The sequence below is a fragment of the Mesorhizobium sp. WSM4822 genome (assembly GCF_055811155.1).
The window spans coordinates 140,623-154,794 of sequence record NZ_JBVVQM010000005.1 but is presented as its reverse complement, the minus strand read 5'-3'; the positions used below and the strand labels follow the sequence as shown (position 1 = coordinate 154,794).

Annotated in this window: 12 protein-coding genes and 1 pseudogene; 7 read left to right on the top strand and 6 right to left on the bottom strand. The window is 64.2% G+C overall.

Annotation, left to right across the window (positions count from 1 at the left end; translation table 11 throughout):
* Positions 1 to 83: 83 nt before the first annotated feature.
* From AC0L3E_RS13850 to AC0L3E_RS13840, 3 genes are all read right to left on the bottom strand, one after another.
* Positions 84 to 1,928 carry an aminopeptidase P family protein gene (locus AC0L3E_RS13850; protein ID WP_128309641.1) on the bottom strand — a complete coding sequence of 615 codons (1,845 nt, stop codon included), beginning with the start codon at positions 1,926 to 1,928 and terminating at the stop codon, positions 84 to 86.
* A gap of 138 nt (positions 1,929 to 2,066) precedes the next feature.
* Positions 2,067 to 2,939, bottom strand: coding sequence for a 50S ribosomal protein L11 methyltransferase (locus AC0L3E_RS13845; protein WP_127269252.1), 873 nt, complete (start codon positions 2,937 to 2,939; stop codon positions 2,067 to 2,069).
* Between the two features lie 65 nt (positions 2,940 to 3,004).
* Entirely contained in the window at positions 3,005 to 3,583 is a 579-nt protein-coding gene (locus tag AC0L3E_RS13840; RefSeq protein WP_127328885.1) for an SCO family protein, read from the bottom strand.
* A gap of 188 nt (positions 3,584 to 3,771) precedes the next feature.
* Here AC0L3E_RS13840 and AC0L3E_RS13835 point away from each other — a divergent pair, with 188 nt between their 5' ends.
* From AC0L3E_RS13835 to AC0L3E_RS13825, 3 genes are all read left to right on the top strand, one after another.
* The gene (locus tag AC0L3E_RS13835; RefSeq protein WP_473604972.1) at positions 3,772 to 4,290 is read left to right on the top strand and encodes a CreA family protein; all 519 of its coding nucleotides are present in this window, start codon (positions 3,772 to 3,774) and stop codon (positions 4,288 to 4,290) included.
* Between the two features lie 141 nt (positions 4,291 to 4,431).
* Positions 4,432 to 5,073 (top strand): transferase hexapeptide repeat family protein, encoded by a 642-nt coding sequence (locus AC0L3E_RS13830; RefSeq protein WP_128310082.1) that lies wholly within the window; start codon positions 4,432 to 4,434, stop codon positions 5,071 to 5,073.
* Between the two features lie 265 nt (positions 5,074 to 5,338).
* Positions 5,339 to 5,764: a low affinity iron permease family protein gene (locus AC0L3E_RS13825; protein WP_128309939.1), complete on the top strand. Its 426-nt coding sequence runs from the start codon at positions 5,339 to 5,341 to the stop codon at positions 5,762 to 5,764.
* Between the two features lie 3 nt (positions 5,765 to 5,767).
* Here the strand turns inward: AC0L3E_RS13825 and AC0L3E_RS13820 are convergent, their stop codons facing one another.
* On the bottom strand, positions 5,768 to 6,634 hold the full coding sequence (locus AC0L3E_RS13820) for an SDR family NAD(P)-dependent oxidoreductase (protein WP_127269257.1): 867 nt from the start codon (positions 6,632 to 6,634) through the stop codon (positions 5,768 to 5,770).
* A 187-nt stretch (positions 6,635 to 6,821) separates the two neighbouring features.
* On the opposite strand from AC0L3E_RS13820, the gene AC0L3E_RS13815 reads away from it, so the two are divergent.
* Positions 6,822 to 7,106 carry a hypothetical protein gene (locus AC0L3E_RS13815; RefSeq protein ID WP_127320440.1) on the top strand — a complete coding sequence of 95 codons (285 nt, stop codon included), beginning with the start codon at positions 6,822 to 6,824 and terminating at the stop codon, positions 7,104 to 7,106.
* Between the two features lie 264 nt (positions 7,107 to 7,370).
* Positions 7,371 to 7,769 carry an SH3 domain-containing protein gene (locus AC0L3E_RS13810; protein WP_127382106.1) on the top strand — a complete coding sequence of 133 codons (399 nt, stop codon included), beginning with the start codon at positions 7,371 to 7,373 and terminating at the stop codon, positions 7,767 to 7,769.
* An 84-nt stretch (positions 7,770 to 7,853) separates the two neighbouring features.
* Here the strand turns inward: AC0L3E_RS13810 and AC0L3E_RS13805 are convergent, their stop codons facing one another.
* Positions 7,854 to 9,326, bottom strand: a complete 1,473-nt coding sequence (locus AC0L3E_RS13805) for an MATE family efflux transporter (RefSeq protein WP_473604971.1) — start codon at positions 9,324 to 9,326, stop codon at positions 7,854 to 7,856.
* A gap of 122 nt (positions 9,327 to 9,448) precedes the next feature.
* On the opposite strand from AC0L3E_RS13805, the pseudogene AC0L3E_RS13800 reads away from it, so the two are divergent.
* A pseudogene (locus AC0L3E_RS13800) lies at positions 9,449 to 9,943 on the top strand (L,D-transpeptidase); the annotation flags it as partial.
* 85 nt (positions 9,944 to 10,028) lie between these two features.
* On the opposite strand, the gene AC0L3E_RS13795 reads toward AC0L3E_RS13800, so the two are convergent.
* Positions 10,029 to 11,513, bottom strand: a complete 1,485-nt coding sequence (locus AC0L3E_RS13795; RefSeq protein ID WP_473604970.1) for an esterase-like activity of phytase family protein — start codon at positions 11,511 to 11,513, stop codon at positions 10,029 to 10,031.
* Positions 11,514 to 11,757: 244 nt separating this feature from the next.
* Here AC0L3E_RS13795 and AC0L3E_RS13790 point away from each other — a divergent pair, with 244 nt between their 5' ends.
* A complete protein-coding gene (locus AC0L3E_RS13790; RefSeq protein WP_473604969.1) occupies positions 11,758 to 14,169 on the top strand; it encodes a GcvT family protein in 2,412 nt (803 codons plus the stop codon).
* The last annotated feature ends 3 nt before the right edge of the window (positions 14,170 to 14,172 follow it).

Here is a 14,172-nt window from a genome sequence, read left to right as displayed (position 1 = left end):
AGCAATTACCTCGAACGGAGGCGCTGCCCCTCATTGCCCTGCCGGGCATTTCTCCCCGTGAACGGGGAGAAAGAAAGCTCACCTCAAATCTTCGCGTCGTGCGGCAATGGCGCGGTGGCTTTTTCCAGCCAGGCAAGCGTTTCGCCGTCGAGCATCGGGCCGATCTCGGCCAGCACGCGCGTATGGTACGAGTCCAGCCAGTGCAACTCGTCGCGCGTCAGGAGGTCCGACTGCACCAGCCTGGTATCGATCGGCGCCAGCGTCAGCGTCTCGAAGCCGTGCATGGCGATGTCGCCGCCCTCGATCTCTTGCGCCGGGGTCACCAGGATCAGGTTCTCGATGCGGATGCCGTAGGCGCCTTCCTTGTAGTAGCCCGGCTCGTTGGACAGCATCATGCCTTCGAGCAGCTTTTCGGTGCCGGTGCGGGCGATGCGCTGCGGGCCTTCATGCACGGCCAGATACGAGCCGACGCCATGGCCGGTGCCGTGGGCGAAGTCGCAGCCGTGCTTCCACAGCGCCATGCGCGCGACGGCATCGATTTCCGAACCGCGCGTGCCGGCGGGAAAGCGCAGCGTGGAAATGCCGATCATGCCTTTCAGCACCAGCGTGAAGCGTTCGCGCATCTCCTGCGTCGGCTGGCCGATCGGCACGGTGCGCGTGATGTCGGTGGTGCCGTCCTGATACTGCGCACCGGAGTCGAGCAGGAACAACTCGCCGGCCTGCAGCTTGCGGCTGGTGGCGCGCGACACGCGGTAATGCATGATGGCACCGTTCGGACCGGCGCCCGAAATGGTGTCGAAGGAGACATCGCGCAGCGGCATCTGCGTTTCCTCGCCGGTCTGCCGCCGCGTCTCCTCCAGCCGGGTGACCACCGATATCTCATCGAGCGATCCGGGTTTTTGCCGCTCCAGCCAGCACAGAAGCTTCGCCACGGCCGCACCGTCACGCCGATGCGCGGCGCGCGAGCCGTTGATCTCGGCCTGGTTCTTGGTGGCGCGCGGGATGCGGGCGGGGTCGGCTGCCGCAATCACCGTGCCGCCATTGGCCTCGACCAGCATGCGCAGCCGGTCGGCCGCCAGCACCGGGTCGAGCGCGATTTTCGCGCCACTCTTGGCAAGGGCGACGATCGCGGCTTGGAATTCGCCGGGCCCATGCGGCTCGGCGAGTTGGGTGAGATAGGCCGCGACCTGGCGCGAGAATTTGCGCTTATCCATGAAAAGCTGGTGCGACCCATCGGCGGCAAGAATGGCGAAGCCGAGCGCCAGCGGCGTGTGCGGCACGTCGCCGCCGCGGATGTTGAAGGCCCAGGCGATGGAGGAGGGGTCGGTCAGCACCGCATGGCTGGCGCCGTCCTTTGCGATCGCCGCCGCCAACCGCGCGAGCTTGTCCTTGGCGAGCTCGCCGGCAAAGCCGATCGGGTGAAGTTCGACCGGGGCCACCGGCGCGTCGGGCTGATCCTTCCAGATGATGTCGATCGGGTTCTTGTCGAGCGGCACCAGCACGGCGCCTGATTTGTCGGCCGAGGCCTGCAGCGCCTTGACCTCGCTGATCGTGTGCAGCCATGGATCGAAGCCGAGCCGTGCGCCCTTGCCAAGATTGTCTTTCAGCCAGACAGCCGGCGGATTGTCGACCAGGCTTTCGATCGAAAAGACGTCCAGGTCGACCTCGCTGCGCACCTGCAGCGTGTAGCGCCCGTCGACAAAGACGAAGGCGCGGTCGCGCAGGACGATGGCGGCGCCGGCCGAGCCGCTGAAGCCGGTCAGCCATTTCAGCCGCGCCGAGCGGTCGGCGACATACTCGCCCTGATGCTCGTCGGCACGCGGCACGATGAAGCCGTCCAGCCCGTTGGCTTCAAGCCATTGGCGCAGGAGCGCCACGCGCGGTTTGCCGACGGCCGGGTCGCCGGCGGAATCGAAGGTCTGGAACATTGTGGGCATCCTGATATCGGCGGGACCGTAGCCTATGGACCGGGAAATCGGAATCGATTTCCGGCTGCGCGCAACCTGCTACAGCATCGCTGGACTGACAACCGGGGGAACTTGGTCCAAGCTCGGTCGGTCCCGGGCTCAATGCTTGAGGTGGATCGTCACCCAGCCCTCGCGGTGCAAGGTTCTGACGTGGCGAAAATTCTGGCCGACATAGGCCGAGATGACGGCGTCGCGCTGGCGGTCGAGGATGCCTGACAGCACGATCGAGCCGCCGAGCGCGATGTGACCGGCCATTTGCGGCGCCAGCCGCATCAGCGGCCGTGCCAATATGTTGGCGACGATGAGATCGAAGGGCGCGCGCTTGCCGAAGACCGGGTGGTGAAAGCCCGGCGCGGTCACCGTTTCCACCAGTGCCTTGACGTGGTTGAGCCGCGCATTGGCGGCAGCCACCCGCACCGCCACCGGATCGATGTCGGTGGCCAGCACAGGAATATGCGCCAGCTTGGCGACGGCGATCGCCAGCACCGCGCTGCCGGTGCCGAGGTCGAGCGCATTGCGCGGATGCTCGCGCCGGACCACTCTTTCAAGCATTTCCAGGCAGCCGGCGGTCGTGCCGTGGTGGCCGGTGCCGAAGGCGAGGCCGGCCTCGATCTCGATGGCGATCTCGCCGCTGTGGCGCTTGCGGCGGTCATGCGCGCCGTGGACGAAGAAACGTCCGGCACGCACCGGCTTCAGCTCTTCCAGCGAATGCGCCACCCAGTCGATGTCGGGCAGGGCCTCGCGCTCGATCGGCTTCGACAGGGAAAGGCCGGCAAGGATGTCGTTCAAGCGGGTCTCGACCGCATCGACGTCGCCATCGGCATAGAGCGACACTTCGTGGATGTCCTTGTCCTCGTCGACCTCCAGGACGGCGATCGGCAGCCCTTCTTCCTCGAAGGCTGCCTCAAGCGCCGCGAAAATGCTGACGGACTCGGTCTTTCCGGTGGTGAAGTAAAGGCGCGTCTGGGTCATGAAATCTGTTTCTTTTTGAGCATGATCTTGCCCGAAAACCGGTTCCCACTTTTCGGGATCAAGCTCTAGCCTTTCGCCGCCAGCCGCTTCAGCTTGGCGATGGCCGTATCGGCGCTTTCACCGTAGGCGATGGTGCCGGCAAAGTCGCCATTGGCGTTGAGCAGCAGCACCGAGGCGGTGTGGTCCATCGTGTAGTCGCCGTCGCCGGTGTCGACCTTCTTCCAGTAGATGCCGAACGACTTGGCCATGGCATGGACCTTGTCGGGAGCGCCCGTGATGCCGACGATGCGGTCGGAGAAATTGCTGACATAGGCGTTCATCACTTCCGGCGTGTCGCGCTCGGGATCGACCGATACGAAATAGGCGTGCAGGTTCTTGCCGTCGTCGCCGAGCGTCTTCAGCCAGCCGGCCAGTTCGAACAGCGTGGTCGGGCAGACCTCGGGGCAATGGGTGAAGCCGAAGAAGACGACGCTGGGCTGACCCCTGAAGGCAGCCTCGGTGATCGGCGCGCCTTTCTGGTCGACCAGGGTGAAGGCAGCGCCGAAGGGCTCGCCGCCATAATGGCCGCGGTACCAGTCGAAGGTCAGCCAGCCGATACCGGCGGCCATCAGGACGAGAATGCCGACCAGGATAGAACGCATCATCAGAAAAGTCCGTCTGCAGAAATCGCCGCGCCGGCTCAATGCCGCGCCTGTGCGACAGTCTTAGCGGTTCGGCCTCGCACAGGCAAAGTGCCGCGTTGCCGCAACCGCAGTGGTGTCGACCTATCTGCTTGCAAAGCCGGGCTGCTCGCCCCACCTGTGACCGGCAACTCGAACCGCAGGAGGCTCCCTTGCCACGACTGATTGGGCACGGACTGATTGGGCGAAAACTGATCGGCGGCGCGTTGGCCGCGTGTGTTGTCGTTGGCGCCGGTGCCGCGGTCGCCGAGGAAGTCGGCAAGGTCGGCGTCGACTGGCTCGGCAACGACATCATCGTCGAAGCGATCAAGGATCCGAAAGTGGAAGGCGTGACCTGCCACGTCTCCTATTTCGACCGCGGCATCATCGATCGCCTGCACAAGGGCAACTGGTTCGAGGATCCGTCCGATTCCTCCATCTCCTGCCGCCAGACCGGCCCGATCACGATCGGCGACATCGACATGAGCGAGGGCGGCGAGGAGGTGTTCAAGCAAGGCATCAGCCTGATCTGGAAGAAGCAGGTGGTGAACCGCATCTACGACAAGCCCAATGAGACGCTGATCTATCTCTCGCATTCGCGCCAGGTGCAGAACGGCTCGGCCAAAATGTCGGTCACCACCGTGCCGCTCTACGGCCAGAGCGTGGTGTGGAGCAAAGGCAAGCCGCAATAAGCTGCTTAGTTTCTTCGGGAGCCGGACGGACGAATGGTCCCGCTGCGGGACCATTCGCTCGGCGAATCCTTGCTGGGAGACGATCTGAGGGACGATTGGTCCCGCTTGCGGGACCAATCGCCTAGGCGTAAAGCCGCCGGCATGGAGCGTTCCGAAAACCTCGTCCCGAAAGACCCCGAGCCGCGTATCCATCCGACCGCGGAGCTGAAGGCGTGCAAGCTCGGCCGCTATGCCTCGATCGGCGAGCGGGTGGTGCTGCGCGAGGTGAATGTCGGCGACTTCTCTTATTTTGAGCGCCACTGTGAAGCGATCTACACGACGATCGGGAAATTCTGCTCGATCGCCGCCAACAGCCGTATCAATGCGCTGGAGCATCCCATAGAGCGGCTGACCCAGCACAAGCTCAGCTACCGGCCGAACGAGTATTTTCGCTGGCTGGGCGTCGATGCCGCCTTCCGCGAGCGGCGGCAGGCGAAAGCCGTGACCATCGGCCATGATGTCTGGATCGGCCACGGCGCGGTGATCATGCCTGGGATCGCCATCGGCAACGGTGCCGTCATCGGCGCCAACGCCGTGGTGACGCGTGACGTGCCGTCCTATGCGATCGTCGCCGGCGTGCCGGCGAAGGCTCTCCGGCCACGCTTCACTCCGGATATCGCGGCGCGGATCGAAGCTCTCGCCTGGTGGGACTGGCCGGTCGAAAAGCTGGCCAGAGCGGTTCCCGACATGCAGGCCATGCCGATCGAAACGTTCCTCGATCGCTGGGAAAACGACGCCGTCTGAGCTTGCGCAAACATGTCGGATTGAAACCCCTTCCGCCATGCGGGGGTGGCGCGGCGGAAGGGGCTGGAGGCAAACCGCTGTGAAGCGGAAGGAACAGGCACTCTTGCCTGCACGGTTACTGTGACATTCAACCCATAAAGTGTGTTTTTCGCCCTATGCACTTTATGAGTGTATTCAATTGCGCGCGAGGTATTTGTTTGCATCGGGAACCTGAAACGGTCGCTGGTTGTTTCTCATCGCGCCGCAGCGTCGAGGGATTCGATAGATGGAAAAGCATTTCACCAAGGTTGCCAACTGGGTCGCCCGCATAGCCGGCCTGCCGCCGACATTCGCCGTCTGTTGCCTGATCGTAACCGTCTGGGCGGTGAGCGGTCCGTTCTTCGGTTTTTCGGACACCTGGCAACTCGTCATCAACACGGGCACGACCATCATCACCTTCCTGATGGTCTTCCTGATCCAGAACACTCAGAACCGCGATGGCGCGGCAATCCAGGCCAAGCTCGACGAACTGATCCGGGTCGGCAAGGGCCACAACCACTTCATCGGCATCGAACATCTGACCGAATCCGAAGTCGAGGAAATCCGCGCCAAATGCGAGCGTGCGGCAAAGCGGCATGACGAACAGATCGCCGACACGGCGGCGAAGAAGGCTGTGGCGAGGAAGCGCGGGTCGAAAAAGCAGGCGGCCTGAAAATCAGCCTTTCATGAACGCCGCGAAACTGTCCTTGTGGTCCGGGTGCCAGCGCGACAGGGCTGGGCGGTTCTCGATGATATCGCCGATCGCCCAGGCCATGCGCTTTTCATCCAGCGGGCGGGCCGCCTCATTGTCCGGGCACAGGATGTAGAAATCGCCTCTGGTCAGGGATTCCAGCATGAAATCCACAACCTGTTCGCCGGTCCAGGCGGCGGCCGGTTTTTCCGTCGCGCCCTCGGTCAGGCCGGTAAAGGTGAAGCCGGGGATCAGAAGATGGGCAGCGACATGGGCGCCGGGTTCGTTGCGCAACGCATGCGACAGGCCCTCGGTGAAGGTTTTCACCCCAGCCTTGGAGACATTGTAGGCAAGATTGCCGGGCGGCGTGGTGATGCCTTGCTTGGAGCCGGTGTTGACGATCAAACCCGGGCTGGCCGAGGCCAGCATGCGCGGCGCGAAGGCCTCGACGCCATGCACGACGCCCCAGAAATTGATGTCCAGCAGCCGCTTCCAGGCATCGCCGTTTTCCCATGGCTTTCCGGGATTGTCGCCGATACCGGCATTGTTCATCAGCAGCGACACGCCGCCGAAGGCGCCGAACGCCCTTTCGGCGAGGCGGTGTACCTCATCCGCCTTCGAAACGTCGGCGGCGACGGCAAGCACGGCATCGTCGCCGGCAATCGCGGAAACGGCGCGCGAGGCGTCGTCCAGCCGCGCGCCGCCAATATCGGCCAGCACGATCTTCATGCCCATCAGTGCAAGCCGCTTGGCGGCCGCCAGACCGATGCCGCTGGCGGCGCCGGTGATAACGGCGGCATTGCCTGGGGCAAGCGCGGGCAGGGCGGTCTGGATCTCGGCGTCGGTGATCATGGGCGATGGGTTCCTTGTTCGATGGCGCCGAACTTAGCGCCGGAACCGGCCGGCGCAAGCCTCTGCCCGCCTTGTCGGGTTGACCAGTTCGGTCGAGGCTGCGCATGTTGCCCTTTGCCTCCGCAAAAGAGATTTTGCCCTGGGGACAAAACAAACTTCAGCCTGGGGACAAACGGAGATTTCCTGATTGACGGACTGGGTTGCAATCCTGAAAGAACAGACCGCCATTGGCGACCAGATGGGCCGCGAGGTGCCGCAGATGCTGGCCAACCCCGACATCAGCGAAACGCAGGTGAAGACGCTCTTTTCCGCCCTGGAGAAACAAGCCGAGTTCGTCGAGAAGCTGCGTATGGCGCTGGAAAAGTTCGGCCATGATTTCTCGATCATCAAGGCCGCGGAACGGCTGGAGGAGCGCTATGCCGACCTTGCCGCATCGGTGGCGGAAAAACTGAAAGCGATGCGCCGTCGGTGAATGCCTCGACCCTGCCTTTGCCCATGGATCCACCTTTGCCCGCGGTGAATTGTCGAAAGACAGTAAATGTCAGCGGTGTTGAAGAGCCAATAAGCGGCAACCGGGAAATTCCTCAACCATGTCCAAGAAAAATCCGGCATCAGTCCCGCTGGCCAGGACGGGCACGGCCGCTCACCTGTTGACTTTTCTTGGCTTGGCCGCTCCTCTTGCAGGGCAGTCTTGGCCGAAGCAGATGAACGGCCAGGATTCGAATGGAGGGGACTGATGAGATTTCGTTTTCTGCTTGTGTTCGCAACCATAATGGCTGCGGTCTTCGGGACGTCCGCCGCAGCCTTCGCTTACAGCGCCCACACCACGACCAATCTCAATGTCCGTAGCGGGCCGGGAGCGGGATATGCCAGGGTCGGAACGCTGCCCGGCGGCTTCAGGGTCAATGTCACCGGCTGCCAGCCGGGCTGGTGCAGAATTCATGGCGGCGGCGTGAGTGGCTGGGCCAGCTCCGGTTATCTCGAACGCTCCCAAATCGTTCGCCCTCCAATCATCATCGTGCGTCCGCCGCATCGGCCGCCACACTGGCACAAGCCGCACCGTCCTCCGCACCATCGGCCGCACAGGCCACGTCCCGGCAAGTGCAAGATCGCGCCCGGCTTCTCCTGCAAATAGGTTCATTTGCGCCGGGTCTGGCGTGACGGGCAGGGCGGCAATCAATTGCGGCCCTGCCGCCATGTCCATGGCCTGACGGGTACTTCAGCCGTTCGGTGTTTCAGGCGAAAGATGCGCGCGTCCGCGTGGCACGCCAAGACCGGTGTCCGGCGGCTCGCCGGCTGCCGGTCTGTTCTCGATCATGTGCGTGGTGCGCCAGCGGCCGAAACGGTAGTAGGCCGCCGCCAGTACAAGCGAGCTGATCGAACCCACCGGGAAACTCCACCACAGCGCTTCCTCGCCGATCACGCCACGCATGAAATAGGCGAAGCCGGTGCGCACGACCAGCACCGAAATGACCAGGATGATCAACGGCGGCATCACGGCACCCGTGGCTCGTACGGTGGCAAACAGCACGATGGTTATGCCGAACAGAATGAACGACCACGAGGCGACATTGTTAATGTGGACGGCGATGTCGATCGCCGCGCTGTCGCTGCTCAGGAACAGGCTCAGCACCGAACGGTCGAAAACCGACAGCACTGCAACCAGTGCGCCGGTCAGGACCAGGTTGAAGCCGACACCGGAGGCGGCGATGCGGCCGATCCGGTCCCAGCGCCCGGCGCCGACATTTTGCGCCGCCATCGAGGACACCGCGGCGCCGATGGCGAGCGCCGGCATCTGGATATAGGTCCACAGCTGGGCAGCGATGCCGTAGGCGGCGGCGACCTGTGAGCCGTAGGAATTGACGATGCCCATCACCGTCAGTGCCGCCGCCGAAATGACGATCATCTGCAGACCCATCGGCACGCCCTTGACGACGACGATGCGAAGCAAGGTGGGATCGGGCCGCAGCAGGGCGAGGTTGGCGCCGGCCAGCCGCAGCGGATGCTTGCGCACATAGAGCACGATCAGGATGGCGATCACGCTTACCGTCTGGCCGATCAGCGTGGACGTGGCGGAGCCCGCGATGCCGAGTTCGGGAAACGGTCCGATGCCGCGGATGAGCAATGGGTTGAGCACGATGTCGAGGACGACGGCCAGAGCCATGAAGAAGAAGGGCGTGCGTGAATCGCCGGCACCGCGCAGCACGGTCATGACGAAGGACAGAAGGTTCATCATCGGCACGGCGACGAAGATGATGCGCAGATAGGAGCGCGCGAGCGGCAAGGCATCGGCCGGTGTGCCGAGCGTGTTGAGAATGGCGTCGACCCAGATCCAGCCGCAGACCGCGAAGATAACCGAGACGAGGAAGAAGAACGTCGCGCTGGTGCCGACGATGCGGCGCGCCTCGGGCAGGTCGCGGGCGCCGACCGACTGGGCCACCAGGATGGTGGCCGCCATGCCGATGCCGAACACAGTGCCGAGGATCAGGAACAGGACGAGGTTGGCGTTGGAGGTGGCGGTCAGTGCGGATTCGCCGAGGAAACGGCCGACCCAGACGGCGTTGATCGAACCGTTGAGCGACTGCAGCACGTTGGAGCCGAGCACCGGCAGGGCAAACAGCAGAAGCGTGCGCGGGATCGGGCCGCTGGTCAGGTCGCCGGTGCGCCGGCGCGGGGGATTTTTTTCGTCCATGGCGGGCAGCTCGGCGAAGGTTTGTTTCAAGTCGCGTGCGCGATGATTGCCGATTCAACGGGACAGGTCATGCCGTGATCTAATCATGTTCTCAAAGCTTCCGGAATGGGATATTGATCCTCGATGCGTCTGAGCACTTCCTTTATCTGGTGCGCGACGGCGGCACAGCTATTCGCTATGGCGTCAGCCTTGGCAAAGCCGGTTTCGGATGGACCGGCAGCGCCGTGGTCCAGGCGAGGAAGAAGTGGCCGGTCTGGACGCCGCCGCCGGAGATGATCCAGCGCCGGCCGGAACTGGCGAAATACAAGGACGGCATGCCGCCCGGCCCGCAGAGCCCGTTGGGCGCCCGCGCGCTGTATCTGTTCCGCGACGGCAAGGACACGATGTACCGGCTGCACGGCACGCCGGAGTGGGATTCCATCGGTAAGAACGCTTCGTCGGGCTGCGTGCGCTTCATGAACCAGGACATCATCGACCTCTACAGCCGCGTCAACGGCCCCGCTCAGGTCTTCGTGCGTCCCAACCTGTTGGCCGCCGGCAAGATCATGGCCGTGTCGAGCAGAACCGCCGAGCCGATAGATGCGGGCGTCCCGAAGGACGCGGAGTTCTTGAAGTAAGCCTTCTCAATCAATCTGCCTGGAAAAACACCAGCAATAGTGCTCCGGGCGGACGCGCCAAGCGCGCCCGTCCGTGCAGTGGTCGTTACTTCTTGGCTAGACCCGGCAGCGTGACCTGATAGACCAGGAACATGGTGTCGACATTGGCGCCGTCTTCGGCCTTGTAGGGCGCGCCGACCTGAAAACCGTCCTGGGCGAGGAAGTCGTTGTCGTTGGCGACGAACAGGAAGTAGTCGTCGGGCAGCTTCGCATCGAGCACGCTGACCACCGACATCGCCTCCCACTTCTCGGAAAGGTTGTCCTGGTCGTTGGGCGCGCCATTGTGCAGGCCGAAGCGGCCGAGCTCGGCACTGTCGTTGATGTCGATGAATGGCGTCAGCTTGGCCGGTGTCACCGATGGGTCGACGATGCCCTTGGGGGCGACCGGCTTGTCAGCGGCGTCGAAGGCGCCGCCGGCGATGTCGGTCGCGGTGGATAGGTCGACGACGTTGACCTGGCGATAGAGCGAGGCATCGCCCTTCAGGCCCTGGCCGTTGCCGCTGTCGCGCGCCAGCATCAGGAAGGTCTTGTCGGAGAGCGCCACGATCTCACTCTGCGCGGCGACCTTGGTCTTGCCCTTGGCATCCCTAAACACCGGCAGCGGCACGACATATTCGTGCGCCAATTTGAGGTGGGCGAGGTCGGACGCGTCATAGACCAGCGCCCTGGTGTTCTGGCGGGTCGAGCCGGAATCGCCGCCGTCCTGCCTGGCCGCCGACTGCAGCACGGCGATCAGGAACTTGCCGTCGGGCGTCATCGCCATGCCTTCGAGGCCTTGATTGTTCTGGCGGCCGGTGTCGGGATCCTTCGGATCGGGCTCGGCGGCACCGGGTCCCGGATTGTCCGAGGCGAAGTTCGGCGTGCCGTGGCGCATCGGCACCAGCGCAGCCGGTGGCTGGGTTGCCGACAGCAGATGCCCGTCGGCGGAAAACCGATAGATGTTCGGGCCGTATTCGTCGGAGATGAACATCGAACCATCGGGCAGCCGCACGATCGCCTCGTTGTCGAGCGCCAGCTTGCCATTGTCGGCTTGCGGCAGGATCGGCATGTCGCCGCTTGCCGCGCGCACGCCGTTGAGCGGATCGAGGCCTGTGGCATCAGCCCCCTTGTCGTCGGTGAGAAGCATGGTGTCGGCGAGCGTTGCCTTGACGCCGGTCTGCTGCTGGCCGGCAGCAGGTGCCGCACCTGGTGCCACCGGGGTAAACTCGATGGCGACGGTGTTGAGGCGCGGCCGGTAGTCGGTGGTGCCGACGACATTGTAGCCGCGATCCGGCAGCAGCCAGAGCGAACCTTTGTAGCCGGCGGCCTCATGCGTCCAGCCTGATGTGTCGATCGACATGCCCGAGCCCGAACCAAACGTCTCGCCGAACTTGTCGCGCTGAGCGGCCGGGATGCGGCCGACGCCGACCAGCCCTTTGTTGACAAAGCTCGTGCCGCCGACGGTCGCGGTGCTGTCGGCGAGCGCCGGCGTCAAGGCGGTGAACAAGGCCAGCGCGACGCCGAGCGACGCGGTTCGATATAGGTGTTTCATGGATAATCCTCTTTGTGACGGATGTGCCGGAGCGGCCGCGGGACGAAAAACTGAAAGAGGTGCGACATCGATGATGCCGCGCAAGCCTCCCCGAAACGCGGTCTACGGCGCGAACATGATGCTTGCGTGACAGCGCGCAGTGCATGCCGGCGGTCGACGAAAAACGATGCGCGCGGGCGGCACTAGACACTTATGTCCAGTGCATATATGCTCCAGCCTTCGGACTAACCGTGGAGGGGAAGCCTTGAAGTCGCACTACCGCGCAGTCGTCATCGGGGGTGGCGTGGTCGGGGCCTCCGTCCTTTATCATCTGACGCGATTTGGCTGGAGCGATGTGGCGCTGATCGAGCGCGCCGAACTGACGGCCGGTTCGACCTGGCACGCGGCGGCAGGCTTCCATGCGCTCAACGCCGACCCCAACGTGGCGGCGCTGCAGGACTACACCATCAATCTCTACCGCGAGATCGAGGCCGAATCCGGCTGGGATATCGGCCTGCACATGACCGGCGGCGTCAACATCGCCAGCGATCCCGCGCGCTGGGAGTGGCTGAAATCGGCCTGGGCGGTGTTCCAGTCGGTTGGCATCGAGACCGCGCGCCTTGTCACGCCCGACGAGATCAAGGCGATCTGCCCGATCGTCGACGTCACCGGCGTGCTTGGCGGCCTGCATGATTCCAACGAAGGCCATCTCGACCCGTACGGCACGACGCACGCCTATGCCGGCGCTGCAAAAAAGCGCGGCGCCGACATCATCCTGCGCAACCGGGTGGTCGAGTTGAAGCCGCGCGCCGACGGTCGCTGGGATGTCGTCACGGAGCAGGGCACCATCATCGCCGAGCATGTCGTCAATGCCGGCGGGCTGTGGGCAAAGCAGCTCGGCCGCATGGCCGGCATCGACCTGCCGGTGACGCCGATGGAGCACCATTATTTCATCACCGAAGACATTCCCGAGATCGCAGCACTTGACCGGGAAATCGGCATCGCGGTCGATCTCGACGGCTTCTCCTACCTGCGGCAGGAGCGCAAGGGCGTGCTGCTTGGCGTCTATGAGCAGAACCCGAAGCACTGGAACATGGATGGCGCGCCGTGGGACTACGGCATCGAGCTGATCCCGGAAGACATCGGTCGCATCAGCCCCGAACTCGCCAAGGCGCATGAGCGCTTTCCTTGCCTGGCGACGGCCGGCATCCGCAAATGGATCAACGGCGCCTTCACCTTCACGCCGGACGGCAATCCGATTGTCGGGCCGGTGCGCGGGCTGAGGAACTACTGGGTTGCCTGCGGCGTCATGGCCGGCTTCAGCCAGGGCGGCGGCGTCGGCAAGTCGCTGGCCGAGTGGATGATTTTCGGCGAACCGCAGGCCGACATCTTCGGCATGGACATCGCTCGCTACGGCGCCTTCGCCGCCAACCGGGAATATCTCAGGCAGACGACGCGCCAGTTCTATTCGCGCCGCTTCGTCATGACCTTTCCCAATGAACGGCTGCCCGCCGGCCGGCCGCTGAAACGCCCCGGCGCCTATGACGGCATGACGGCCGCGGGATGCGAATGGACGGCTTCCTGGGGACTGGAAATCCCGGCCTATTTCGCGCCGATGGAATTTGCCGAGAACACGACGCTGCGGCGCTCCAACGCCTTCGACATCGTCGGCGACGAGGCGCTGCAGGTGCGGCGCGCCGCCGGTCTCGTCGATATCTCGGCCTATTCGCGCTATGCGGTGGCGGGGCCAGGTGCGGAAGCCTGGCTCGACCGGCTGCTCGCCTGCAGGCTGCCGAAGCCGGGGCGGGCCGGCCTGGCGCCGATGCTCGGTCGTGACGGACGGCTGAAGGGCGACCTCACCGTCTTCAACTGGGGCGGCGGCAGCTATTGGCTGATGGGCTCCTACTATCTCCGGGAATTCCACATGCGCTGGTTCGAGAGCCATGCGGCTGAAGGCGTCACCGTCGACGACCTCTCCGACACGATGAGCGGCTTCCTGCTGACGGGGCCGAATGCGCGCAAAATACTGGAGCGAACGACGCATCAGGATGTGTCCGGCGCAGCGCTGCCGTTCATGGCCTGCGGCACATTCGACATCGGCATGGTGCAGGCCCGTGTAGCGCGGCTGTCTATATCAGGCGAGCTCGGCTTCGAAATCAGTTGCCCCGTGACCATGCATGCCACTCTGCGCGAAACGCTGCTGGCGGCGGGCGAGGATCTCGGCCTTGCCGAAATCGGCTATTACGCGCTCAATGCACTGCGGCTGGAGAAGAGCTTTGGCATCTGGTCGCGCGAATTCACGCAAGGCTACACGCCGGGCCAGACCGGTCTCGACCGCTTCATCGCTTTCGGCAAGAGCGGCTTCATCGGCCGCGAAGCAGCGTTGAAGCAGCGGGAGGCCGGCAGCGGCCAATGCCTGGTGACGCTGGAAATCGATGCGCTCGACGCCGATGCCGGTGGCTTCGAGCCGGTCTGGCATCAGGGCCGGCGCGTCGGCTTCGTCACCTCGGGCGGTTACGGTTATACGGTCGGCAAGAGCCTGGCGCTGGCGCTGGTCGACCGCGATTTCGCAGGCGAGGGCACCGCGCTCTCCGTGCATGTCGTGGGTGAGGAACGGCCGGCGCGTGTCGTCGCGGCCTCGCCCTACGATCCCGAGGGCAAGGCAATGCGGCAATGAGGA